Below are 24,662 nucleotides of genomic sequence, written 5' to 3' on the forward strand. Positions count from 1 at the left end.
TGCGCTTCTTCATGGCGGCGATGGAGAGCCAGGGCCGCGACATCAAGATGGATGAGAAGCGGGTCGAAGGGTATCGCAACTTCGCGACCAAGCTGTGGAACGCGGCGCGCTTCTGCCAGGCGAACGGAATCGTCGCATCGACGACGCTCGACGCGCCGCTGACGACGCGCGCGGTCGACAAGTGGATCGTCGCGGAGACGATCAAGACCGTGCAGGCGGTCGATCTGGCGCTCGCCGACTACCGCTTCGACGGTGCGGCGAACGCGCTCTACCAGTTCGTGTGGAGCCGGTTCTGCGACTGGTATCTGGAGCTGATCAAGCCCGCGCCGGTGCGCGTCGAGGGCGCCGAAGACGTGCGCGGCGAGATCGATGCCGAGAGTAAGCTGGTCGCGGGCTGGGTGCTCGACCAGATCCTCGTGATGCTCCACCCGTTCATGCCGTTCATCACCGAGGAACTTTGGCACGCGATGGGCCCGCGCGCGCACGACCTCATCGTCGCGGCATGGCCGATGGCCGACGCACGGTCGATCGATCCGGCCGCGGAGGAGGAGATCGACTGGCTGATCCGGCTGGTCAGCGAGATCCGCACCGCGCGTACCGAACTCAACGTTCCGCCGGGTGCGCGGCTGCCGCTGCACGTCCGCGACGCGAGCGCGGAAACGGCAGCGCGGCTCGACCGGCAGGCGGTGGCGTTGGCGCGACTGGCGCGGATCGAGCGCGCCGAGGGCGACGCTGGTGGCGGCGCGGCGCAGGTCGTCGTTGACGAGGCGACCTTCATCCTGCCGCTCGCCGGCGTCATCGACCTGGAGGCCGAACGCGCACGGCTGGCGAAGGCGATCGCCGCGGCAGAGAAGGAGCGCGATGCGCTGGCCGGACGGCTGGGCAATGCGAGCTTCGTCGAACGCGCCAAACCCGAGGCGGTGGAGAAGGCCAAGGCGGATCACCTCGACAAGATGGCGGAGGCGGCGCGGTTGCACGCGGCCTTGGGGCGGCTGGGGTAAGCCTGCTGCGCGCGCTGCGCACAGTCAGGTGCTCTCCAATTCCGTTATCCTCGCGCAGGCGGGGATGACGGGATTGGTAGCCAAACGATCACTCCGCCTGATCCTCCTCCTCCGGCACCGGCGCCATCACCTCGATGATCCCCGCCGCAATCTTCGCGGTAACCGGGGTATGCGCCAGCACCTCGCCGTCGATCGAGATCGGCAGCGGCGGTTCGGTGCGGATCTTCAGGCTCTTGCCGTGGAAGTTGCGGACTTCCTCGTGCCGCGATTCGTGGCGCAGGAAGCTGGCGGCCCAGTTCTTCACCAGCCGGCGCTTCACATGACCGCCGACCGCCTGCACCACGATCTCGCCCGAATCGACCGCGGCGTCGTCGACCAGCTCGGTGCCGCCGTGATAGGGCCCGTTCGAGATCCGCACCTCGACCACGCGTAGCCGGACCTCGTCCTCGCCCTCGCCGACGATCAGCGTGAACGGCTTGAATCGGGTGAACTGATACGCGGCCCAGCCGAGATAGCCGATGCGGCCAAGCACCTTCTTGAGGCCGTGAGGCACCGTCTCAGCAATCTGCGGGCTGATGCCCATCGCCGCGCAATTCGCGAAATAATCGCCGTCGATCATACCGAGGTCGATCCGCCGCGGTGCACCGGTGCGGATCACCTCGACGGCGCCGGCGATGTCGATCGGGATGCCCAGCGTCCGGGCGAAGCTGTTGGCGGTGCCGAGCGGCAGCACCCCGAGGATGACGTTGTGACCGACCATCAAATCCACAAGCCCGCTGACCGTACCGTCGCCACCACCGAGGATCAGCAGGTCGGGCTTCTTCGCCAGCGCCTTGCGAACGGTGCTCTCCAGGTCCTTCGGGTCCTCCACCGCGTGCGCGTCGACCGGATAGGGCAACCCGTCCATCGCCGCGCAGGCGCGCTTGAAGAGGTGCTGACCCTTGCGGGACTTGGCGTTCACCACGAGCGCGGCGGACTTGATGGGTCGGTTCATGATCGATCCCTAGCGCTTGCGCCGGGCTTGCGCATCCCGCAAAGCCGCGGGCATGTCAGCCGCCTATCCAGCGCTTCGCCTTCGCCGTACCCGCGCGAGCGGATGGAGCCGCCGGCTCCACGCCGAAACCTCGCTCACCGCCGCCGATCTGATCTGGCCGCTGTTCGTCAGCGCCGGGACCGGCGTGGAGGAGCCGATCGCCAGCCTGCCCGGCGTTTCGCGCTGGTCGGTCGACGGCATCGTCGCGCGCGGACGCGAGGCGCAAGCGCTCGGCATCCCGTGCCTCGCGCTGTTCCCTAACACGCCGCCTAGCCTGCGCAGCGATGACGGCGCCGAGGCGCTGAATCCCGACAATCTGATGTGCCAGGCGATTCGCGCGTTGAAGGACGCCGTGCCCGACATCGGCGTGCTGACCGACGTCGCGCTCGACCCCTATACCAGCCACGGCCATGACGGGCTGGTCGACGCGGCGGGCTATGTCGTCAACGACAGCACTGCTGCGAAGCTCGTCGAACAGGCGCTCAACCAGGCGCGGGCAGGGGCAGACATCATCGCGCCGAGCGACATGATGGACGGCCGCATCGGCATGATCCGCGGTGCTCTGGAAGCCGACGGCGCGCACAACGTCCAGATCATGTCCTATGCCGCGAAATACGCGAGCGGCTTCTACGGTCCGTTCCGCGACGCGGTCGGCAGCCGTGGTTTGCTGAAGGGCGACAAGAAGACTTACCAGATGGACCCCGCCAACGCCGAGGAAGCGCTTCGCGAGGTCGCTCTCGATCTCGCCGAAGGTGCCGATACCGTGATGGTGAAGCCGGGCTTGCCGTATCTCGACATCATCTGCCGCGTGAAGGATCGGTTCCAAGTGCCGGTATTCGCGTACCAAGTGTCGGGCGAGTATGCGATGATCGAGGCGTCGGTCGCGGCCGGAGCCGGCGACCGCGACGCGCTCGTCCTCGAAACGCTGATGGCGTTCAAGCGCGCCGGCTGTTCGGGCGTGCTGACCTACCACGCCGCCCATGCGGCGCGGTTGCTGAACGGATGATCCGGCTGGCACGCCACTCCGGCGTCCGTCCCGCAGCAGTCGGTGACTGCATCTCGTGAGTGGAACGTCGGCTTCCGGCAACATGCGGCGGCCGCTGTTCGTCGCGACGATCGCGGCGGGATCGTTCCTGTTGTTCTTGGTCCAGCCGCTGGTCGCACGGATGGCGTTGCCGCGGCTGGGCGGAGCACCGGCGGTGTGGAACTCGGCGATGCTGGTCTACCAGCTGCTGTTGCTGGCCGGCTATGCCTATGCGCATTGGCTCGGCCGGCTCGCGCCGCGCGCGCAGGCGGGGGTGCATCTCGGGGTGCTCGCGATCGGTGCCTTGTGGCTGCCGATCGGGCTGATCGCGAGCGACATGCCGGACGGCATCACGCCCGCTTTGTGGGTGCCGTGGCTGCTCGGCCTATCGATCGGGCCGTTGTTCTTCGCGGTGTCGGCGCAGGCACCCTTGCTCCAGCGCTGGTTCAGCGTCGCAAGCGCGGGCAGCGATCCCTATGCGCTCTATGCCGCGTCGAACCTCGGCAGCTTCGCGGGGCTGATCGCCTATCCGTTGCTGGTCGAGCCGATGATGGCGCTGAAGGCGCAGAGCCTGTTGTGGACCGGCGGCTATGCGCTGCTGATCCTGCTCGTCCTGGCCTGTGCCGCGCGGCTGCCGCGGGCGGCGGTGGCGGCGCGGATCTTGCCGCCGGTCAGCCCGCGGCCTGCGTTGCGCCGCGTGCTGCACTGGATCGCACTGGCGCTGGTGCCGTCGGCGCTGATGTTGGCGACCTCGACCTACATCACCACCGACATCGTTGCGATGCCGCTGCTCTGGGTGCTGCCGCTGGGCCTGTACCTGCTGAGCTTCACCATCGCCTTCGCCGCGAACCGCGACGTTGCCGATCTGCTGACGCGGATCGCGCCCATCACGATACTGCTGTTCGGCGGGATCATGATCGGCGGCGTTCAGCAGCGACCGTTGTTCAACGTGGCGATCGCGCTGGCGCTGCTGTTCATGGCGTCGGTCGCGCTGCACACCGCGATGTACCGGCTGCGACCGGAGCCCGACCGGCTCACCGGCTTCTATCTGGCGATGTCGGTCGGTGGGGCGCTGGGGGGTGCGTTCGCGGGGCTGATCGCCCCGGTGGTGTTCGACTGGACCTACGAATACCCGCTGATGATCCTCGCCGCGGGGTTGCTGGTGCCGCAGGTGTATCTGACCGCTGGGCTGCGCAACATCTGGTTCGATCCCGCGCGACGCCGGGCAGCCTATGCGACCGTCATCATCGCATTGGTCGCGCTGTTCGCGCTGACCTTCAAGGGCCCGCAGGACCTGTTCGGGCCGGGACACCAGGGCGTCGCCTTCATCGTCATTGCCGCGATCGGGGTCGCCGCGATCGGCGCGCGGCCCGCCTACGCGCTGATCCTCGCATCGGCGCTGATGATGTTCGGCGGCTATCGCTCGCTCGAGCTGTCGTTGACGCGCGATGCGCGGATCCGCAGCTATTTCGGGGTCTATACCGTCCGGAAGGAGCCGCGGATCAGCGAGCTCGATCACGGATCGACGGTGCACGGCATCCAGCTGACCGGGTCGCCCGAACGCGAGCGCATGCCGACGACCTATTATGTTCGCGAATCGGGCGTCGGCCAGGCGATGGAGGCGCTGCCCGCCTTCTACGGGCCGCATGCGCGGGTCGGCGTGGTTGGGCTCGGGACCGGAACGCTCGCCTGTTATGCGCGGCCCGGCCAGCGATGGCGTTTCTACGAGATCGATCCCGCGGTGGTGCGGATCGCGCGCGACAGCGGCCAGTTCAGCTACCTTGCGCGGTGCTTGCCGAACCCCGTGATCCGCGTCGGCGATGCGCGGATCAGTCTGGCGCGCGAGGCGCCCGCGAGCCTCGACCTGCTCGCGCTCGACGCCTTCTCGTCCGACGCCATCCCGATGCACCTGATGACCCGCGAGGCGTTCGCGACCTACGCGCGTGTCATCTCGCGCGACGGGCTGTTGCTGGTGCACATCTCCAATCGCTTTCTCGATCTGGAGCCCGTCGTCGCCGCGATCGCGGCAGAGGACGGGTGGCACGCGGCCCAGCTCTATTTTCAACCCGGTCCGCTGCAGGGCACCGCCTCGGCGAGCCAATGGATTGCGTTGTCGCGCAACCCGCGCGCGATCGCCGCCTTGCACGCGCTCGACGCCGATTGGGCACCGCTGACGACGCGTCGGGGTTTCTCGGCATGGACCGACGATTATTCGACCATCCTGCCGCTGCTGAAGTGGAAGCTCTAAGCGGCGGGCAGCGACGCCTGGATCGTGCCGATGACAGTCGCTTGCCGATCCGCCTCGGCCTGCGCGCGCTCGCGTAGCGCGGCGAGTGTGGGATAGTCGGGGGCGAGTTGCGCCGCGCGCGCCGTCGCGATCTCGTCGAGGTCGGTGACGATCGCGGATGCCTGCGCGCGCCAATCGTCGAGTCCGGCGAGGGCTGCCTGCGCATCGAGCCACGCTTCGCTGCCGACCGCCTGTCCTTTTGCGCGTCGTGCCGCTGCCTGCGCCTTGGCGGCGTCGTTCCCGAAGCCGCTGGTCACCGCCGTTAGCCGGACTTCGATCGCAGCGACCGAGGCATCGAGCGCCGGATCGGCGACTACCGCTGCCGGCGCGGGTGCGGCCGGTTCGGCGAAACCCAATTTCTCGATCGGGCGCGGCGCTAGCGAGGGAAAGCCGCTGGTATCGCGGGTGCATCCGGAGAGCAGGACCGCCGTGACGGCGAGCAGGAAAGCGGAACGGATCATCGCCACCGACTACGCCCGCATAATATGTCGCGCAACGCACTTGCGCGATCCAGAAGTGCCTTCTAATAGCCCCCCTCCAACAGGCGCCCGTAGCTCAGCTGGATAGAGCATCAGACTACGAATCTGAGGGTCGGACGTTCGAATCGTTCCGGGCGCACCATTTTTCCCCGAGGTTGGCGGGGATCGAGCCAAGTTTGAGATCGAGCACGCAGTGTGAGGCTAAGGGTCTCGCGCTGGTTTGCGCGCCCCCGATCTATTGCGGAGGCTGGCCATTGGAGGCCATCACGCCACCGTCGACCGGCAGGTTGACGCCCGTGATCATGCGGGCATCGTCGCTGGCGAGGAAGGCGATCACCGCGGCGATGTCTTCGGGCCGCGCCGGCGTGCCCAGCGGCATCCGCTCCCGGAACTTGGCCATGAGATCGGGATCGGCTTGCATGTCCTTGGTCATGCCGCTGTCGGTGAAGCTGGGATTGACCGCGTTGACGCGTACGCCATCCTTGGCCGCGTCGAGCGCCATCGCCCGCACCATGTTGGTCACCGCGCCCTTGGAGGTGTTGTAGGCGAACATCTCCCAGTCGCCGCCCAGCCCCGACACCGACGACGTCATGACGACGGAGCCGCGGGTCTTCACCAGCTCGGGCATCGCGGCCTTCGCCATGTGGAAATATCCGCCGACGTTGACCGCGAGGACGCGAGCGAAGTCTTCTTCGTCGGTGTGGAGGATGTCGCCCTGGCTCGCGATGCCGGCGTTGTTGACGAGGATGTCGAGCTGCCCGAACCGGTCGACGGCGGCCCCAACTGCCGCGGCGGCGGTGTCCTTCGCCGCAGTGTCGCCCGCGTGGATCAGCAAACGCTCGTCCGGGAGCTCGGCCGATGCGGTTTGGAGCTCTGCCCGGTCGAGGTCGACGACCGCGACGTTCGCTCCCTCGTCGGCGAAGCGTCGTGCGGTCGCGCGGCCGATGCCGGACGCCGCGCCGGTGACGAGTACCGTCTTTCCCGTGAAGCGGTTCATTCGATGTTCCTCGATTGTAACGAGAAAACAACGGCGTACAGGCCGTCCGGTTGCATGCTGCATCGAACGACTTGCAATCCGGCGCCTGCTGGCGGACGGCCGGCTCGTCGCTGCGTAGAGGATGGACCTGCCGATGATGCTGCCGATCGCCGATCCGGACGCGCCGCCCGCCGCGCCTACGCCCTGGTATCGGCACCTCTATCTGCAGGTGCTGGTCGCGATCGTGGCGGGTGTGTTGCTCGGTCACTTCAACCCCGGCGCGGGAGAGGCGATGAAGCCGATCGGCGATGCCTTCATCAAGCTCGTGAAGATGATCATCGCACCGGTGATCTTCTTGACGATCGTCACCGGGATCGCCGGCATGCGCGATCTCGCCTCGGTCGGACGCGTCGCCGGCAAGGCCTTTGCCTACTTCCTGTTCTTTTCCACCTTGGCGCTGTTCGTCGGAATGGCGGTCGCGAACATCGTCCGCCCGGGCGCCGGCCTGAACATCGACCCCGCAACGCTCGATGCATCCAAGGTGTCGGATTATGCCGCCAAGGCACATGAGAGCACGCTGACCGGCTTCCTTACCGGGATCATCCCCGACACGTTCCTGTCGTCGCTGACCCAGGGCAACATCCTGCAGGTCCTGTTCGTGTCGATCCTGTTCGGGGTGTCGCTGGCGTTGATCGGCGATCGCGGCGCACGGGTACTCGAATTGCTGGAGGACGCTTCGATCGTCTTCTTCAAGCTCGTGTCGATCGTGATGAAGGCGGCACCCCTCGGCGCGTTCGGCGCGATGGCGTTCACGATCGGCAAATACGGTGTCGGCACGCTCGCCAATCTCGCCGCGCTGGTCGGTACCTTCTACCTGACATCCTTCCTGTTCGTCGCGGTGGTGCTCGGCGCGGTTGCGCGGCTGGCGGGGTTCTCGATTTTCCGGCTGATCGCCTATCTAAAGGCCGAGCTGCTGCTGGTGCTCGGCACATCCTCGTCCGAAAGCGCCTTGCCGTCGCTGATCGAGAAGATGGAGGCTGCGGGCTGTCCCAAGTCGATCGTCGGCCTGGTCGTGCCGACCGGCTATTCATTCAACCTCGACGGCACCAACATCTACATGACGCTCGCCGCGCTGTTCATCGCGCAGGCGACGGGCGTGCATTTGAGCTTCGGCGAACAGATGCTGCTGCTCAGCGTCGCGATGCTGAGCTCGAAGGGCGCGGCCGGGGTGACGGGAGCGGGGTTCATCACGCTGGCGGCGACGCTGTCGATCGTGCCGTCGGTGCCGGTCGCGGGCATGGCGCTGATCCTGGGGGTCGACCGTTTCATGTCCGAATGTCGCAGCCTGACCAACTTCATCGGCAATGCGGTGGCGACGGTGGTGGTGTCGCGGTGGGAAGGCACGCTCGACGCAGAGCGGCTCGACGCCGCGCTACGGGGCGGAAAAGCCGTCAGCGGGTGACGATGTGCTTCCGCATTGGGGCGAGCTTGGCGAGAAACGCGTTCTGGCGCGCGAACGCCACGCCTTCGCGCCGCATCGCCGCCTGGAGGTTCTCGACCAGCGCGTTCATGTCGTTGGCCTGTATCCCCATGTCCTTGTGCGCGCTGTCCATGTCGCGACCGGTATAGGTGCAGCCGGCGCCGAGCAGGTAGCAGAACTGCTCCTTCAGCACGCGGCGTAGCCGGACGAGATCCTGGCCCTTGAAGATGTCGCTGATCCGCGGGTCGGCCTGATTGGTGGCGACGAGGTCGTCGACGATCCGCCCGATCCCAGCCTGGCCATGGAACGCCGCCGCCATGCCGTCGCCGGCGAAGGCGTGGGCACCGGCATTGGCATCCGACACGGCATAGGGCGCCACCGGTTCTTCGGCCGTGACGGGCGCGGCTTGGACCAGTAACAGCAACAAGGGAGCGATCGGCATCTTGAGATCCTAGAAGGCGGCCTGGAGCGAGAAGAAGGCGCCGCGCTGGCGCTTGGCGGTCGCGATCGCGCCGAGGTCGACATAGGCGGCGGTCGCGGTCAGGTGGCGATCGATCGCATAGGCGACGAAGACGGTCTTCCAGTCGTTCTCGCGCGCGAAGCCGAGATTGTCGGACTTCGAGCGATATTCCACGCCGGCCACGAGCTTGCGTGAGAACTGGTAGCCGATCGAGGTCTCGACCTGCGGGGTGCGCTTGGCGCCACGATCGCCGCCGAAGCCGAGCAGGCCGTTCTGGTTGGCCTTGGTATAGCGTAGCGCCGCGCCAACGATCACGCTCTGGCGCAACAGCAGCTTGGTCGCGGCGACATAGACGTCGACGCCCTTGGCGCTGCGTCCGCCCACCGCGGCGACGACCGGCGCGTCGCGGTTGCGCTTGACCTGCACCCCGATCGCGACCTGCGGCATATATGGGCTGCCATAGACCGCATCGCCGGCGAGCTTCAGCTTCGCGCCGAACACGTCCTGATCGAGCGTGTAGCCGCGACCGATGCCGAGCCGGGCGCCGACAGCGCGGGTGTCGAGCCGCTGCCGGACGTAGCTGAGCTCGAGCCGGTCGCGCACGCCGATCGCGGCGCCGTAGCTGCGCCAGCCATAGTCGGGGAGCGCGATCGCGGTGACGTGCGCCGATCCACCGACGCCGTCCGCGCTCTCGTTGCCCGCAATCAGCGCCCAGGTCGCGATCCCGCCGCCCGAACTCCCCTCGATCGTGGCGACGCCGTTGGTGAGCAACAGCTTGCCCCCGGCGCGCGCATCGCCGGCCAGGGCGGGCGCGGCCATCGTCAGCATCATCAGGAACAGCGCGATCAGGCGCATCGACCAACTCTTCGACATCGCCGCCAGCGGTAGCGCCGAAGGGTTAAGGCGAGGTTTTCCAGTGCCATGATCCACGGCCGTGCACCGCGTCTTCACCGATCAGAAAGACTAGTGGGGTAGGGGCGGCGGCATGTCGTTCCGCTTCGTCACCGCCCTGTTCCTGCTGGTCCAAGCCGCCGCAAGCCACGCCGCCACCGTGTCGATCGAGGTACGCGCGATCGGCGGACGGCCATTGCCCGGCGCGGTCGTCACCATCGACAGTGCACGCCCGGTGCCGGTGACGCTATCGCCGCGGGTCACCTACCAGATCGAACAACGCGACATCGCGTTCCAGCCGAGCATCCTGATCGTGCCCGTCGGCGCCACCGTCGCCTTTCCGAACCGCGACAAGGTACGCCACCACGTTTATTCCTTTTCCAAGCCGAAGCGGATCGACCTCAAGCTCTACGGCCGCGAAGACACCAGGAGCGTGACCTTCGACAAGCCCGGCGTGGTCGCGCTCGGCTGCAACATTCACGACGCGATGAGCGGGTTCGTCTACGTCACCGCGACCCCCTTCGCGGCGCTGACCGACGCGGCGGGCAAGGTGACGATCGCCAATGTGCCGGCCGGCGGCGCGCGGGTCACCGTATGGCATCCGTCGATCCGCTCGCCCGGAGGCAGCGCCGCGCAGCCGATCACGGTAGGCGCTGCGGGCTTCGCCACCGTGTTCGCCCTGCACCGCTGATGCGTGTCCGCGCGGTGGCGTTCCGGCATCTGCGGACCAAGCTGGCGGTGCTCTATGCGGCGCTGTTCGCGGTCGCGCTCGTCGTGCTCGCGATCGTCGCGCAGGTGATGATCCGTACCTATGCTGCAGACGCGGTCCGTGCCGAGCTGGCGACGAGCGGTAGCGTCTATGATCGGCTATGGGCGCTGAAGGCGCAGTCGCTCACCGGCTCCGCCGATGTGCTCGCGCATGATTTCGGCTTCCGCGCCGCGGTCGCCAGCGGGGACGAGCCGACGATCGCCTCGGCGCTCGCCAACATCCGCGATCGCGCCGGCGTCGCCGCGGCTTATGTGGTTACCGACGATGGCGATGTCGTCGGCGCGCACGGCCCGCTTGCCACGGCGGCCACTCGGTTCGCGGCGATCGAGGAGCGTCACGATGTCGTCGTCGTGGTCCGCGATCGGGTGTACCGGCTGGTACGCTCGCCGATCCTCGCGCCGATGCAGGTCGGCTGGGTGGTGCTGGCGATCCGCGTGGACGCCGCCGAAATGCGCGCGCTGGAGCGGCTGTCCTCGATCCCGCTGATCGCGACCGTAATGTACGATCGCGGCGGCGGACGCTGGGCGTCGAGCGACGGATCGATCGCGCCGGATCGGTCGATCGATGCACTGGTCCACCAGTCGCGCGCCGGTCGCCCGCTGGAGACGCTCGATCTGCCCGAGGGCAGGGCGTTCGCGCTCGTCAAGCCGCTCGTCGGGATCGAAGCGACCCCGCATGCCGCGATCCTGATCCGCTACCCTTACGACGCTGCGCTCGCGCCGTTCCTGCCGCTCCAGCTCGGCATCGGCGGCGCCGGGCTGCTCGGGCTCGCGCTCGTGATCCTCGGCAGTCGCCGCCTTGCCGCGGGCATCGCGCGGCCGATCGCGGCGCTCGATGCTGCCGCTCGGTCGCTTGAGGAGGGCAGCCGCGCGACCGCGATGGTGGAGGGCGACGACGAGATCGGGCGGTTGGCCGCGAGCTTCAACCGGATGTCCGCCGGGATCGTCGAGCGCGAGCACCGGATCACCCACCTCGCATTTCACGACGTGCTCACCGGGCTGCCGAACCGCGCATTCTTCCGCCAAGCGCTGGATCAGGCGATCGCGGGCGTGTTGCGATCGGACGGCGCGGTGGCGGTGCTGTGCCTCGACGTCGATCGCTTCAAGGTGATCAACGACACCCTCGGCCACCCGGTCGGGGACACGCTGCTCGTCGGGGTCGGAAAGATCCTGTCGCGGCTCGCCCCGGATGCGCTCGTCTCACGGCTCGGCGGCGACGAATTCGCGATCATCCTCTCCGGGCGCTTCGACGCCGATCGCCCACGCGCGTTGGCGCAGGCGATCTTCGACGCGATGCGCGATCCGGTCCTTGCCGGGGAGCATCACGTCGTCACCACGGTGAGCATCGGCATCGCGATCGGCGTGATCGACGGGGACACCGCCGACCAGCTCCTCAAGAACGCCGACCTCGCCCTGTACCGCGCCAAGCAGGACGGGCGCGGCGTGTTCCGCTTCTTCGAACCCGCACTCGACGCCGCCGCCCGCAAGCGTCGCCAGGTCGAGCTCGATCTGCGCGAGGCGATCCGTTGCGGCCAGTTCGTGCTCAACTTCCAGCCGGTGTTCGACCTTAAGGCGGATCGCATCGGCGGCTTCGAAGCGCTGATGCGGTGGGAACACCCGACCCGCGGACTGGTGCAGCCGGACGAGTTCATCTCGATCGCCGAAGAGACCGGGTTGATCATCGCGATGGGCGAATGGGCGCTGCACGAGGCATGCCGGCAGGCGTCGCAATGGCCCGAGCACATCCGCGTCGCGGTCAACGTCTCGCCGCTGCAGTTCCGCAATTCGGGGTTCCAGGCGATCGTGCTACAGGCACTCGCGCGCAGCGGCCTCAGCGCCGGGCGGCTCGAGATCGAGATCACCGAGTCGGTCTTCCTGGAGGGGGAGGGGCCGGTGGTCGATCTGCTCCACAGGCTGCGCGCGATGGGGATCCGAGTCGCGCTCGACGATTTTGGCACGGGCTATTCGTCGCTCAGCTATCTGCGCAGCTTCCCGTTCGACAAGATCAAGATCGACCGCTCGTTCATCAGCGCGATCAACGACGATCCGAGCGCGGCCGCGATCGTCCGGGCAATCGTCGACCTCGCCAACGCGCTGCACATGGAGACCACCGCGGAGGGGGTCGAGGACACCGCACAACTCGACTGCTTGCGCGGCGAGGGCTGCGGGAACATCCAGGGCTATCTGTTCAGCCGCCCGATCGACGGCAGCCGCATCGCGGCGATGCTGGCGATGGAGTCCGCGATCGCGGCTTGAGGGGCCTCTCCCCTCTCCCCCTCATCCCGGCGAATGCCGAGACCCATGGTAGCGGGGATTTCGGAGGTTGTGCGCGAACGCTCGCTCCACGCGTCCGTGAGTCCCGGCGTTCGCCGGGATGACGGAACGGTGGGAAAGGTTCGCGAGGACCGCACAGCCATTCACGGACACTCATGCACCTCTTCAACTTATCTGCCGCTTCTCCAACTTCCGCGCCAACGTCCGCCGGTGCATGCCGAGCCGCCGCGCCGTCTCCGAGACGTTGAAGCCGGTCTCCGCCAGCGTTTCGTTGATGCGTTCCCATTCCATTGTCTTGATCGACGTTTGGCGTCCCTCGATCGGGACGTCCGCATCGCCGTCGGTCATGCCGAAGGCCCGTTCGATGTCGTCGGTGTTGGCGGGCTTGGCGAGGTAGGAGGTCGCGCCCAGCTTGATCGCCTGCACCGCGGTCGTGATGCTCGCATAGCCGGTGAGCACGACGATCACGGTGTCGGCGTCCGCGGCCTTCAGCGTCTGCACGCAGGTCAGGCCCGACGCCTGGGCGAGCTTCAGGTCGACCACCGCATAATCGGGGGTGCGCTCCGCCAGAAGCAGGTCGAGATCGGCCGGGCTCGCCGCCACCGCGACATCGTAGCCGCGCCGGTCGAACGAGCGTTGCAAGGTGCGGGCGAATGCGGCGTCGTCCTCGACGATGAACAGGGTCGGCTTATCGCTCATCGTCGGTCTCCAGCAGCGCGATCGATTCGAGCGGCAGGCGCAGCGTCACCTCCGCACCGCCCTCGTTGCGATTGCGCGCGGCGATGCTGCCGCCGAGCTTGCGCATCACGTTGCCGACGAGGAACAAGCCGAGCCCAGCACCGAGCCGGGGCTTGGTGCTGTTATACGGCTTGCCGAGGTTGGCGAGCTGGTCCGCGGCGAAGCCGGGGCCGCTGTCGCTCACCGTGAAGACGAGTTCATCGCGATTGCGGGCCAGGCGGATGCCGATCCAGTCGGGCGAAACCTCCGCTGCATTGTCGAGCAGATTGTAGACGACCTGCTGGAGGACGATGTCCGACGCGATCGGCACGTCGGTGCCGAACATGTCGACATAATCGGCGTTGCGGTGCCCCCGCGCGGCGCGCCAGTCCGCGACGACGCGATCGAGGAACGCGCGGACCGTGGTCGCGGCGGATTCCTCGCCGCGCGCGTCGCCCGACGACAGCAGGATGCTGGTGACGATCGCCTTGCAGCGTTGCACCTCGGCCTGCATTTCCTCCAGTTCCTCGCGAAGCTCGGCATCGCGCGCGATCGCGGGCAGGCGTCGCCAGTCGCCGAGGATCACCGACAGCGTCGATAGCGGCGTGCCGAGTTCGTGCGCTGCGCCCGATGCGAGCATGCCGATGCGGACGATATGCTCCTCCTCCGCAGCCTGCTGGCGGATGTCCGCAAGACGAGCATCCTGCGCGCGAAGGTTGCCGTTGATCCGCGTCACGAACATCACCAGCAGCACCGCGACGAGCGCGAAGCAGACCCACATGCCCTGGATGTGGAGCCGGAACAGCGACACCGCGAAGCCCGGGGGAAGCGTAATCGGGCGATAGGCGAAGGTCAGCACTGCGAAGGCGATGCTGGTCGCGACGACAATCACCCAGGTCGACCAACGGTCGAGCAGCACCGAGCCGAGCACGACCTGGAGAAGGAAGAGCGACACGAAGGGATTGGTCGCGCCGCCGCTGAGATAGAGCTGCGCGGTCAGCGCCGCGACGTCGAGCAGCAGCGCGCCGAACAGTTCGGCATTGCTGATCCGCCGCGGCAGCCGCAGCAGCGCGAGACTCGCGATATTGAGCGCGACGAGGCCGAGCAGCACCGCCAGCATCGGCGGCAGCGGCAGATCGATGCGGAACGCGAAATGGGTCAGCAGGATCGTCGCGAGCTGACCCGCAACCGCGAGCCAACGCAGCTGGACGAGCTGGAGCATGTTGTCATGACCCGCGCGTGCGGGAGGTTCGCCGATCACGCGGCGTGTTCCGCGCGGTCGACGCGGAGCCAGTAGAGGAAGCCAGCGGCAGCCATGATCGCCAACGTGTACCATGTAAGCGCGTAGACCAGGTGGCTGTTCGCGAACTTGATCACGGTGAGGCCGCCGACCGGCTGGCCGACGGCGTTGGCACTCGCATCGGCATCGATGAAGTAAGGTACGGCCTGGCCCAGCCCGCGCTTCGCGGCGATCGCGGCGACGTCGCGTGAATACCAGCGGTCGCGCGCGGGATCGTTGTCGCGCAGGAAACCGCCGCCGGGTTCGCTGACCCGGAGCAGGCCGGTGACCGAAGCGGTGCCGGCAGGCGGCGGCGGTGCGGCGCGCGCGGGCATGAAGCCGCGGTTGATCATGATAATGGTGCCATCCGGCGAACGCAGCGGGGTCATCACCCACCAGCCGGGCCCGCGCACTGTCGACGCCTGGACGAAGGTCTCGCGTTCGCGAAGGTAGGTACCGCGGGCGGTCACCCGGCGATAGGCGTCGTCGTCGGTCGCGGTGCGCGGCGCGGTGACGGGCGCAGCGTGGATCCGCGCCGCCACGCGCTCGATCAGGTCCAGCTTCCAAGCGCGCCGCTGCACCTGCCAGGTGCCGAGCGCCAGCAGCGCGGCGATCGCCAGCAGCCACGCCAGCCCGATCGCGGCGCGCGCGAAGGGGCGCGGCGCTGCGGTCACCCCATCTGGCTCATGTCTTGGGCGGGCATCATGTTCGCGTTCATATGGTACATCACCCACAGCGATCCACTGAGCGAGATCACGACGACGACGACCGTGAACAGCAGCGCCATCATCGACCAGCCACCCTCCGCCCGTCGGTTCATGTGCAGGAAGAAGATCATGTGGACCAGGATCTGCGCGACCGCGAACGCCATGATGATCAGCGCGGTGGCCTGCCCGTTCAGCGGGTTGGCCATCACCATCCAGAACGGGATCGCGGTCAGCACCACCGACAGCAGGAAGCCGATCACGTAGCCCTTGCGCGAGCCATGGGCTTCCTCATCGTCGTGCGCGTGATCGTGGCTGTCGCTCACATGGCGATCGTGCGTTTCGGTGCTCATCGCAGCATTCCCAGCAGGTAGACGAAGGTGAAGACGCCGATCCAGATTACGTCGAGGAAGTGCCAGAACAGGCTGAGGCACATCAGCCGGCGCCGATTGGCGGGGATCAGCCCCTTGGCTTGGACCTGGACCATCAGCACGACGAGCCAAATTAGCCCGAAGGTGACGTGCAGCCCGTGTGTGCCGACCAGCGTGAAGAACGACGACAGGAACGCGCTGCGCTGCGGCCCCGCACCCTCGTGGATCAGGTGCGAGAATTCGTACATCTCGATGCCGAGGAACGCCGCGCCGAACAGCCCGGTGATCGCCAGCCAACCCTGCATCGCGCCGCGCTTGCCGTCGGTCATCGCCAGCATCGCAAAGCCGTAGGTGATTGACGAGAACAGCAGCATCGAGGTGTTGAGCGCGACCAGTGGCAGATCGAACAGCTCGCGGGGGCCGGGGCCGCCCGCATAGCTGGTGCCGAGCACGCCATAGGTCGCGAACAGCATCGCGAAGATCAGGCAGTCGCTCATCAGGTACATCCAGAAGCCGAGCATCGTGCTCGACCCCTCGGGATGATGCGGTTCCTCTTCCAGGTGGAAGAGGTCGCGGTCGTATTCGGTGGCCGCGCTCATGCCGCTGCTCCTGCAGTCAGCGCGGCGGTCCGCTGGTTCTCGTTTTCGGTGACCACCGACGCCGGGATGTAGAAGTCGCGCTTGTAGTTGAAGCTGTGTCCGATCGCGACAACCAGGATCCCGACGAAGCTCAGCGCCGCGAGCCACCAGACGTACCAGATCATCCCGACCGCACAGGCCGCGCTGAGCCCAGCGAGGATCACCCCCGCGCCGGTGTTGCTCGGCATGTGGATGTCGCGATAGCCGTCGATCGGGCGCTTGTAGCCGCGCGCCTTCATGTCGGCCCACGCGTCGCCGTCATGCACGACGGGCGTGAACGCGAAATTGTAGTTCGGCGGCGGCGACGAGGTCGACCATTCGAGGGTGCGGCCGTTCCAAGGATCACCGGTCTCGTCGCGCAGCGCCGCACGGTTGCGGATGCTGACGAAGAACTGGATGAACATCGCCGCGATGCCGAGCGCGACCAGGAACACGCCGAAGCCCGCGATGATGAACCAGATCTGGAGACTGGGATCGTCGAAGGTCCGCAGCCGCCGGGTGACGCCCATCAGGCCGAGCACGTAGAGCGGCATGAACGCGAAGTAGAAGCCGCTGACCCAGCACCAGAACGACACCTTGCCCCAGAACTTGTCGAGCACGTAGCCGAAGGCCTTGGGCCACCAGTAGTTGATCGCGGCGAAGGCGCCGAACAGCACGCCGCCGATGATCACGTTGTGAAAGTGCGCGACCAGGAACAGCGAGTTGTGCAGCACGAAGTCGGCTGGCGGCACCGCGAGCAGCACGCCGGTCATGCCGCCGATCGTAAAGGTGATCATGAACGCGACCGTCCACATCATCGGCAGCTCGAACCGGACCCGACCACGATACATCGTGAACAGCCAGTTGAAGATCTTCGCACCCGTCGGGATCGAAATGATCATCGTGGTGATGCCGAAGAAGGAGTTGACGCTCGCGCCCGATCCCATCGTGAAGAAATGGTGCAGCCAGACGAGATAGGCGAGCAGCGTGATCACCATCGTCGCATAGACCATCGAGGTGTAGCCGAAGAGTCGCTTGCCCGAGAAGGTCGAGGTCACCTCGCTGAACACGCCGAACATCGGCAGGATCAGAATGTACACCTCCGGGTGACCCCAGATCCAGATGAGGTTGACGTACATCATCGGGTTGCCGCCGAGCGTGTTGGTGAAGAACGCGGTGCCGGCATAACGATCGAGCGACAGCAGCCCGAGCACCGCGGTCAGCACCGGGAAGGCGGCGACGATCAGGATGTTGGTGCAGAGCGCGGTCCAGCAGAAGATCGGCATCTTCATCATCGTCATGCCGGGCGCGCGCATCTTGACGATGGTCGCGATCAGATTGACGCCGGACAGCAATGTCCCGACGCCGGCCACCTGCAACGCCCAGATGTAATAGTCGACGCCGACCCCGGGGCTGTAGCTGATCCCCGACAGTGGCGGCATCGCCAACCAGCCGGTCTGCGCGAATTCGCCGACGAACAGGCTCATCATGATCGTCGCGGCACCAGCGGCGGTCATCCAGAAGCTGAAGTTGTTGAGGAACGGGAAGGACACGTCGCGCGCGCCGATCTGCAGCGGTACGATGTAGTTCATCAGCCCGGTGACGATCGGCATCGCCACGAAGAAGATCATGATCACGCCGTGGGCGGTGAACACCTGATCATAATGATGGGCATTCAGATATCCTTCGGACCCGTTGAACGCGATCGCCTGCTGGATGCGCATCATGATCGCGTCGGAGAAGCCGCGGACCAGCATGACCAGGCCGAGGATCATGTACATGATCCCGATCTTCTTGTGATCGACGCTGGTGAACCATTCGGTCCAGAGATAACCCCACAGCTTGAAATAGGTAAGCGCGCCGACCAGCAGCACGCCACCGAGCGCGACCGCCGCGAAGGTGGCCATGACGATCGGTTCGTGGAGCGGCAGCGATTCGATCGAGAACCGACCGAAGATGGGGCTGACGGGAAGGTTCGCGGGGGCTTGCATGATGTTGGCCATCTAGAGGGCGTTCTGCTTGGGGACGGTGGACTTCTCGGGCGCGGCGGGACTGCGCTGTTTCGCCTGCGCCGGGTTGGCGGGCGGCGCACCGCCCGCGTTGCCGGTGGTGAGCGGCGATTGCGCCTGTGGCTTTTGCGGAGTGCCGTGCTGTTCGCTGTGCTTGACCGCCGAACTGTCGCCGCGATCGTGGCGCATCATGTCGGCCATGCACGTGGTGCCGGGGCGGACGCACTGGTTGACCACCGCGTTGAACAGCCCGGGCGCCACGGTGCCGAAGCGCATCACCGGCACCTTCTCGCTCGGACGTTCGAGCTTCAGGTAATTGGCGCGGCTGAGCGCGACGCCGGCGGCCTTGTTGCGGGCGACCCAGGCGTTGAAGCCGGCGTCGTCCAGCCCGTGAAACCGGAAGCGCATGTTCGAGAAGCCGGCGCCGCTGTAATTGGCGGAGAAGCCCTCGTAATTGCCGGGCTTGTTGATCACCGCATGGAGCTTGGTCTCCATCGAAGGCATCGAATAGATCATGCCCGCGAGGGTCGGCACGTAGAATGCGTTCATCACCGACGATGCGGTCAGGCGGAACTGGATCGGACGATCGACCGGCGCGGCGAGCTCGTTGACCGTCGCGAACCCGTATTCCGGGTAGATGAACAGCCACTTCCAATCGAGCGCGACCACCTGCACCTCGAGCGGCTTAGCGTTGGCGGGGACGGGGCGTCCCTTGGCCAAACGACCGATCGGGCGGTACGGATCGAGCAGGTGCGTGCCGGTCCAGGTCACCGCGCCCAGGCAGATGACGATCAGCAGCGGCGCCGCCCAGATCAACAGTTCGAGCTGGGTCGAGTGATCCCAATCGGGCTCGTACCGTGCGTCCTCGTTGCTAGCGCGGTAGCGGTATGCGAACAACACGGTCGTCGCGATTACCGGGATGACGATCAGCAGCATAAGCACGGTCGCGATGATGACGAGATTGCGCTGCTGGAGCGCGACGTCCCCCATCGGGTTCATGACCACCATGTCGCACCCGCCGAGCAGGGAAGCCAGAGCGAGCACCGTAGCTGTACGAGCGGCGGCGGGAAGGCGCGAAGGGGAACCGGTGGCTGGCATGAGCAGTAATTAGGCTGTGCTGCGGTGCAGCGACAGTGGACATTTTGTCCAATGTCGACGGCGCGCGGACAAGTGCATAGACTGGAACGGACCCAAACACCGTTGGGGTCGAGAGAGACTGATCGATGACCGCCAAGACCGCTTCCCACAATGCCGAACGCGATGCACGCGCAATCAATGCGCGGCACGGCGACATCGCGCCGAGCGAGATCGCGATCGGTGTCGTCATCGGCCGGACGTCGGAGTTCTTCGATTTCTTCGTTTATGCGATCGCATCGGTGCTGGTCTTTCCGGCGCTGATCTTCCCCTATGTCGACCGGCTGACCGGTACATTCTATTCGTTCGCGATCTTCGCGCTCGCGTTCATCGCGCGCCCGATCGGCTCGCTGATCTTCCTGCGGATCGACGAGATCCTCGGCCGCGGCACCAAGCTGACGATCGCGCTGTTCCTGCTCGGCAGTTCTACCGCCGCGGTGGCGTTCCTGCCGGGCTATGACACGATCGGGATCTGGGCGGCGGTGCTGCTGGCGCTGTTCCGGATCGGTCAGGGCGTCGCGCTCGGCGGCGCTTGGGACGGGCTCGCCTCGCTGCTCGCGCTTAACGCGCCCGAGAACAAGCGCGGCTGGTATGCGATGATCCCGCAGCTCGGCGCGCCGCTCGGGCTGATCGTGTCGAGTGCGCTGTTCGCGTTCTTCGTCACCACGCTGTCGCCCGAGGATTTCCTCACCTGGGGCTGGCGCTATCCGTTCTTCGTCGCTTTCGCGATCAACGTCGTCGCGCTCTTCGCGCGGCTGCGAATGGTGTCGACGCCCGATTACACCGCGCTGTTCGAGAGCCGCGAGCTGGAGCCGTCGCGAGTCGTCGACACGATCCGCAGCGACTGGCGCAACATCGTCATCGGCGCGTTCGCCCCGCTCGCCAGCTTCGCCTTGTTCCACATGGTCACGGTTTTCCCGCTGTCCTGGGTTTATCTGTTCACCAAGGAGGCGGTGGCGCGGTTCCTGGTGATCGAGGTGATCGGCGGCTTCGTCGGAGTGCTCGCGGTGGTCGCGTCGGGGTTGCTCGCCGACCGGTTCGGGCGCCGCTCGGTGCTCGGCGCCTCGGCTGCGGGCATCGCGGTGTTCAGCGGCTTCGCGCCGCAGCTTCTCGACGGCGGCGAGACTGGCGAAGTGGTGTTCATGATCGTGGGCTTCGCACTGCTCGGCGTCGCCTTTGGCCAGTCGTCGGGCGCGGTGGCGGCGAACTTCGCGACCGCGCGCCGGTACACGGGCGCGGCGCTGACGTCGGATCTCGCCTGGCTTGTCGGCGCCGGCTTCGCGCCGCTGGTGGCGCTGGTGCTGGCGAGCAAGTTCGGGCTGGTCGCGGCCGGCGCCTATTTGCTGTCGGGTGCGATCGGCACGCTCGTGGCGCTCGGGATCAACAAGGAATTGGCGCAGCGGAACTGACGCGGGTTGCAATGTTGGACGCCGGGTGAACAGCGTCGGCGGCTATTTCTCATCGTAATCGATGCCGCCGGTGCCTAGCGCGCATGCGTGGAGGTGCGACTTTTGTGACTCTTCGGCTTCCGCTCGCGACCTGGCCGCACCCGTTTCACCGCGAGGCTGCGATGGTCTCCAGCACTGCGTTCGCCAGTTCCTCGCGGCAGATCAGCAGGTCGGGCAGCAGCGGGTCCTCGCAATTGTAGACGAGCGGGCTGCCGTCGATCCGCGACGCGTGCAGCCCCGCGGCGAGCGCGACCGCGGCGGGGGCGCAATTGTCCCATTCATACTGGCCGCCGTCGTGGAGGTAGATGTCGGCACGTCCGTCGACCACTGCCATCGCTTTCGCGCCAGCCGAACCCATCGGGATCAGCGTCGCGCCGATCGCCTCGCCGACGAGCCGTGCGATATCGGGCGCTCGCGTGCGGCTGACGACCATCCGCGGCGGCGTCAGCACCGGATGAAAGCGCGGTCCGTCGTCGGTGGCGTAGACCTTCGCCAGCGCCGGGATCGCAACCGCGGCGGTGTGGGGGCGGCCGTCGATCGCGAGGCCGATATGGACCGCCCAATCGTCCAACCCCTCGGCATATTCGCGGGTGCCGTCGAGCGGATCGACGATCCACACCCGCCGTGCCGCGCAGCGTGCGCGGTCGTCGACCGATTCTTCCGAGAGGATGAAGTCGTCAGGACGCGCCGCACGGAGCCGGTCGATGATCAGCTGGTTGGCCTCGGCATCGCCGCGCGCGCCGAGCGCCTTGCCGGCGTCGCGCCTGTCCGCCCGGATCGCGAGCAGCAGCACGCCGGCCTCGTCGGCCACCGCACGGGCGAGTTCGGCGTCGGTCACGGGCGCATCCTCACAGGTCGGGGCTCCACACGCCGAGGATGTGCTCGACGATCCGCTCGGCCGCGGCATCCGCGCGTTCGCGGCGCGTGTCGATGCGGATATCGGGCGCGATCGGCGGTTCGTAGGCGCTGGTGATGCCTGTGAAGTTGGCGATCTGCCCGGCGCGCGCCTTGGCGTAGAGGCCCTTCACGTCGCGCGCTTCGGCATCCTCGATCGGGGTGTCGACGAAGATCTCGACGAAGGTGTTCGCGGGCAACATCGCGCGCACCATGTCACGTTCTGCCCGAAACGGCGAGATGAACGCGGTAAGCACGATCAGCCCCGCATCGGTCATCAGCTTGGCGACCTCGCCGACGCGGCGGATATTCTCGATCCGGTCGGCATCGGTGAAGCCGAGATCGCGGTTCAGCCCGTGGCGGACATTGTCGCCATCGAGCAGGAAGCTGTGCCGGCCAAGCGCGTGGAGCTTCTTCTCGACGAGGTTGGCGATCGTCGACTTGCCCGACCCGGACAGGCCGGTGAACCACAGCACCCGCGGGACCTGGCCCTTTTGCGCGGCATGCGCGGCGGGCCCGACGTCGATCGACTGCCAGTGCACGTTCTGTGCACGATGCAGCGAGAAGTTGATCATGCCCGCCGCGACCGTCGCGTTGGTCTCGCGGTCGATCAGGATGAAGCCGCCGAGATCGTGGCTGTCGGCATAGGGCTCGAACACCAGCGGGCGATCGGTGTAGACCTCCGCGACGCCGATATCGTTGAGCTGGAGCGTCTTGGCCGACAGCTCGGCCTGGGTGTTGACGTCGACGACGTGGCGCGGCGCCTGAACCGTTGCGCCGATCGTCTGGGTAGCGAGCTTCAGCCAATAGCCGCGGCCGGGCACCAGCGCGGCATCGTCGAGCCAGACCAGCGTCGCCTGAAACTGGCTCGCGGCCTGTGGCGCATCGGCGGCGGCGGCGATGACGTCGCCGCGCGAGCAATCGACCTGATCGGCGAGCACAAGCGTCACCGCTTCTCCCGCTTGCGCGGTGTCCCGGTCGCCGTCAGCGGCAACGATCCGCGCGATGCTGGTGGTGCGTCCCGACGGCACCACCCGCACGGCGTCGCCGGCACGGACCACGCCGCTGGCGATCGTGCCCGCAAAGCCGCGGAAGTCGAGATCGGGCCGGTTGACCCACTGCACCGGCAAGCGGAACGGCCCCGATGCCGCGCGATCCGCATCGACCGGCACGCTCTCGAGATGCGGCAGCAGCGCCGGGCCGTCATACCACGGCATGTCGTCGGACCCGGCTGCGACGTTGGCGCCGGTCAGTCCGGACAAGGGGATAGCGGTGAAGCGATCGATCCCGATCGAGGTCGCGAACGCGCGGTAATCGGCGACGATCGCGTCGAACACCCCCTCGTCGTTACCGACCAAGTCCATCTTGTTGACCGCCAGCACGATCTCGCGAATGCCGACGAGCTGCGCGAGGTAGCTGTGGCGCCTTGTCTGGGTCAGCACGCCCTTGCGCGCGTCGATCAGGATCACCGCGAGGTCCGCAGTCGAAGCACCGGTGACCATGTTACGGGTATATTGTTCGTGGCCGGGGGTGTCGGCGACGATGAACTTGCGTTTCTCGGTCGAGAAGAAGCGGTAGGCGACGTCGATCGTGATGCCCTGTTCGCGTTCGGCGGCGAGCCCGTCGACCAGCAGCGCGAAGTCGATGTTCTGGCCCTGGGTGCCGAGCCGCTTCGAATCCGCCTCGAGCGCGGCGAGCTGATCTTCGAAGATCGTCTTCGAATCGTAGAGCAGCCGCCCGATCAGCGTCGACTTGCCGTCGTCGACCGACCCGCAGGTGATGAACCGCAACATCGACTTGCGGGCATGCGTGTCGAGATACTGGTCGATGTCGGCGGCGACGAGCGCGTCGGGGGTGTACGCGGTCATCAGAAATACCCCTCGCGCTTCTTCTTCTCCATGCTCGCGGCCTGATCGTGGTCGATTGCGCGTCCCTGGCGTTCGCTGGTGGTGGTGAGCAGCATTTCCTGGATGATCGCGGGCAGGGTGTCCGCCTTGCTCTCAACTGCGCCGGTGAGGGGATAGCAGCCGAGCGTGCGGAAGCGGATCGACCGTTCCACCGGCTGCTCGCCCGGTGCCAGCCGGAAACGATCGTCGTCGACCATCAACAACATGCCGTCGCGTTCGACGGTTGGGCGCGGCGCCGCGAAATAGAGCGGGACGATCTCGATCCCCTCGGCAAGAATGTACTGCCAGATGTCGAGCTCGGTCCAGTTCGACAGCGGGAACACGCGGATGCTCTCGCCCTTGTGGATCCGCGCGTTGAACAGGTGCCACAGCTCCGGCCGCTGCGCCTTCGGATCCCAGCCGTGCACGGCGGACCGGAACGAGAAGATCCGTTCCTTGGCGCGGCTCTTCTCCTCGTCGCGGCGCGCGCCGCCGAACGCGGCATCATAGCCGCCCGCGGTCAGCGCTTGCTTCAGTCCCTCGGTCTTCCACAGATCGGTGTGGCGGCTGCCGTGATCGAACGGATTGATCCCCGCCGCCTCCGCTTCGGGATTGCGGTGGACGAGCAGTTCCATCCCCGCTGCGGCGGCGGCGCGGTCGCGCAGGTCGTACATCGCACGGAACTTCCACGTCGTGTCGACATGGAGCAGCGGGAAGGGCGGTCGGGCCGGAAAGAACGCCTTCTTGGCTAGGTGCAGCATGACCGCGGAGTCCTTGCCCACCGAATAGAGCATCACCGGCCGCTCCGCCACCGCGACGACTTCGCGCAGGATGTGGATGCTTTCGGCTTCGAGCCGTTGAAGGTGGGTGAGCCCGCTCATGGGCGTCGAGATAACGACGCCGACGATATGTGCGACCAAGTTATCCTGT

Annotated in this window: 22 protein-coding genes and 1 tRNA gene; 8 read left to right on the forward strand and 15 right to left on the reverse strand. The window is 66.8% G+C overall.

The genetic code is table 11. The features are described from left to right. Nucleotides 1-1,001: class I tRNA ligase family protein (locus ACFE77_RS07620; RefSeq protein WP_375421036.1), on the forward strand; the 1,001-nt coding region annotated here is incomplete at its 5' end. Nucleotides 1,002-1,089: 88 nt separating this feature from the next. Here the strand turns inward: ACFE77_RS07620 and ACFE77_RS07625 are convergent. Further along, nucleotides 1,090-1,995, reverse strand: coding sequence for a diacylglycerol/lipid kinase family protein (locus ACFE77_RS07625; protein ID WP_375421037.1), 906 nt, complete (start codon nt 1,993-1,995; stop codon nt 1,090-1,092). Between the two features lie 52 nt (nt 1,996-2,047). Here ACFE77_RS07625 and hemB point away from each other — a divergent pair, with 52 nt between their 5' ends. Both hemB and ACFE77_RS07635 read left to right on the forward strand, forming a co-directional pair. Continuing rightward, a complete protein-coding gene (hemB, locus tag ACFE77_RS07630; protein WP_375421038.1) occupies nt 2,048-3,040 on the forward strand; it encodes a porphobilinogen synthase in 993 nt (330 codons plus the stop codon). Between the two features lie 82 nt (nt 3,041-3,122). Further along, complete coding sequence (locus ACFE77_RS07635; RefSeq protein ID WP_375421039.1) at nt 3,123-5,306, forward strand: fused MFS/spermidine synthase; 2,184 nt, start codon at nt 3,123-3,125, stop codon at nt 5,304-5,306. Here ACFE77_RS07635 and ACFE77_RS07640 read toward each other — a convergent pair. Further along, nucleotides 5,303-5,806 (reverse strand): hypothetical protein, encoded by a 504-nt coding sequence (locus ACFE77_RS07640; RefSeq protein ID WP_375421040.1) that lies wholly within the window; start codon nt 5,804-5,806, stop codon nt 5,303-5,305. The two genes, ACFE77_RS07635 and ACFE77_RS07640, sit on opposite strands and share 4 nt — an antisense overlap. A gap of 83 nt (nt 5,807-5,889) precedes the next feature. Between ACFE77_RS07640 and ACFE77_RS07645 the strand changes: the two genes are divergently transcribed. Next, nucleotides 5,890-5,966 (forward strand) — tRNA-Arg (locus tag ACFE77_RS07645). A 93-nt stretch (nt 5,967-6,059) separates the two neighbouring features. Here the strand turns inward: ACFE77_RS07645 and ACFE77_RS07650 are convergent. Further along, nucleotides 6,060-6,821 carry an SDR family NAD(P)-dependent oxidoreductase gene (locus tag ACFE77_RS07650; protein WP_375421041.1) on the reverse strand — a complete coding sequence of 254 codons (762 nt, stop codon included), beginning with the start codon at nt 6,819-6,821 and terminating at the stop codon, nt 6,060-6,062. A 133-nt stretch (nt 6,822-6,954) separates the two neighbouring features. On the opposite strand from ACFE77_RS07650, the gene ACFE77_RS07655 reads away from it, so the two are divergent. Beyond that, on the forward strand, nt 6,955-8,262 hold the full coding sequence (locus ACFE77_RS07655; protein ID WP_375421042.1) for a dicarboxylate/amino acid:cation symporter: 1,308 nt from the start codon (nt 6,955-6,957) through the stop codon (nt 8,260-8,262). Here the strand turns inward: ACFE77_RS07655 and ACFE77_RS07660 are convergent. Both ACFE77_RS07660 and ACFE77_RS07665 read right to left on the reverse strand, forming a co-directional pair. Beyond that, nucleotides 8,252-8,722, reverse strand: a complete 471-nt coding sequence (locus ACFE77_RS07660) for a group 1 truncated hemoglobin (protein ID WP_375421043.1) — start codon at nt 8,720-8,722, stop codon at nt 8,252-8,254. The two genes, ACFE77_RS07655 and ACFE77_RS07660, sit on opposite strands and share 11 nt — an antisense overlap. Before the next feature lie 9 nt (nt 8,723-8,731). Beyond that, nucleotides 8,732-9,595: a DUF3034 family protein gene (locus tag ACFE77_RS07665; protein WP_375421044.1), complete on the reverse strand. Its 864-nt coding sequence runs from the start codon at nt 9,593-9,595 to the stop codon at nt 8,732-8,734. A gap of 130 nt (nt 9,596-9,725) precedes the next feature. On the opposite strand from ACFE77_RS07665, the gene ACFE77_RS07670 reads away from it, so the two are divergent. Together ACFE77_RS07670 and ACFE77_RS07675 are read left to right on the forward strand one after the other, a co-directional pair. Beyond that, nucleotides 9,726-10,322: a methylamine utilization protein gene (locus ACFE77_RS07670; RefSeq protein ID WP_375421045.1), complete on the forward strand. Its 597-nt coding sequence runs from the start codon at nt 9,726-9,728 to the stop codon at nt 10,320-10,322. After that, nucleotides 10,322-12,655, forward strand: coding sequence for a putative bifunctional diguanylate cyclase/phosphodiesterase (locus ACFE77_RS07675; protein ID WP_375421046.1), 2,334 nt, complete (start codon nt 10,322-10,324; stop codon nt 12,653-12,655). Before ACFE77_RS07670 ends, ACFE77_RS07675 begins: the two co-directional genes overlap by 1 nt. A gap of 183 nt (nt 12,656-12,838) precedes the next feature. Here ACFE77_RS07675 and ACFE77_RS07680 read toward each other — a convergent pair whose 3' ends face one another. The 7 genes from ACFE77_RS07680 to cyoA are packed head-to-tail and all read right to left on the reverse strand — an operon-like array spanning nt 12,839 to nt 19,369. Next, on the reverse strand, nt 12,839-13,372 hold the full coding sequence (locus ACFE77_RS07680; protein ID WP_375421047.1) for a response regulator transcription factor: 534 nt from the start codon (nt 13,370-13,372) through the stop codon (nt 12,839-12,841). Then, nucleotides 13,362-14,612, reverse strand: a complete 1,251-nt coding sequence (locus tag ACFE77_RS07685; RefSeq protein ID WP_375421075.1) for an ATP-binding protein — start codon at nt 14,610-14,612, stop codon at nt 13,362-13,364. The genes ACFE77_RS07680 and ACFE77_RS07685 overlap by 11 nt, the downstream gene beginning before the upstream one ends. Nucleotides 14,613-14,647: 35 nt before the next feature. Continuing rightward, entirely contained in the window at nt 14,648-15,343 is a 696-nt protein-coding gene (locus tag ACFE77_RS07690; protein WP_375421048.1) for an SURF1 family protein, read from the reverse strand. Next, nucleotides 15,340-15,726 (reverse strand): cytochrome o ubiquinol oxidase subunit IV, encoded by a 387-nt coding sequence (cyoD, locus tag ACFE77_RS07695; RefSeq protein WP_375421049.1) that lies wholly within the window; start codon nt 15,724-15,726, stop codon nt 15,340-15,342. The genes ACFE77_RS07690 and cyoD overlap by 4 nt, the downstream gene beginning before the upstream one ends. Then, entirely contained in the window at nt 15,723-16,343 is a 621-nt protein-coding gene (gene cyoC / locus ACFE77_RS07700; RefSeq protein WP_375421050.1) for a cytochrome o ubiquinol oxidase subunit III, read from the reverse strand. Before cyoC ends, cyoD begins: the two co-directional genes overlap by 4 nt. Then, nucleotides 16,340-18,364, reverse strand: a complete 2,025-nt coding sequence (gene cyoB, locus ACFE77_RS07705; RefSeq protein WP_375421051.1) for a cytochrome o ubiquinol oxidase subunit I — start codon at nt 18,362-18,364, stop codon at nt 16,340-16,342. Before cyoB ends, cyoC begins: the two co-directional genes overlap by 4 nt. Beyond that, nucleotides 18,365-19,369: a ubiquinol oxidase subunit II gene (gene cyoA / locus ACFE77_RS07710; RefSeq protein WP_375421076.1), complete on the reverse strand. Its 1,005-nt coding sequence runs from the start codon at nt 19,367-19,369 to the stop codon at nt 18,365-18,367. Nucleotides 19,370-19,593: 224 nt separating this feature from the next. On the opposite strand from cyoA, the gene ACFE77_RS07715 reads away from it, so the two are divergent. Next, nucleotides 19,594-20,913 (forward strand): MFS transporter, encoded by a 1,320-nt coding sequence (locus ACFE77_RS07715; RefSeq protein WP_375421052.1) that lies wholly within the window; start codon nt 19,594-19,596, stop codon nt 20,911-20,913. Nucleotides 20,914-21,058: 145 nt separating this feature from the next. On the opposite strand, the gene ACFE77_RS07720 is transcribed toward ACFE77_RS07715, so the two are convergent. The 3 genes from ACFE77_RS07720 to cysD are packed head-to-tail and all read right to left on the reverse strand — an operon-like array spanning nt 21,059 to nt 24,613. Next, the gene (locus ACFE77_RS07720) at nt 21,059-21,790 is read right to left on the reverse strand and encodes a 3'(2'),5'-bisphosphate nucleotidase CysQ (RefSeq protein ID WP_375421053.1); all 732 of its coding nucleotides are present in this window, start codon (nt 21,788-21,790) and stop codon (nt 21,059-21,061) included. 10 nt (nt 21,791-21,800) lie between these two features. Next, nucleotides 21,801-23,714, reverse strand: coding sequence for a sulfate adenylyltransferase subunit CysN (gene cysN, locus ACFE77_RS07725; protein ID WP_375421054.1), 1,914 nt, complete (start codon nt 23,712-23,714; stop codon nt 21,801-21,803). Continuing rightward, a complete protein-coding gene (cysD, locus tag ACFE77_RS07730; RefSeq protein WP_375421055.1) occupies nt 23,714-24,613 on the reverse strand; it encodes a sulfate adenylyltransferase subunit CysD in 900 nt (299 codons plus the stop codon). The genes cysN and cysD overlap by 1 nt, the downstream gene beginning before the upstream one ends. Between the last annotated feature and the right edge of the window lie 49 nt (nt 24,614-24,662).

The sequence above is a fragment of the uncultured Sphingomonas sp. genome, assembly GCF_964243315.1.
GTDB lineage: Bacteria > Pseudomonadota > Alphaproteobacteria > Sphingomonadales > Sphingomonadaceae > Sphingomonas.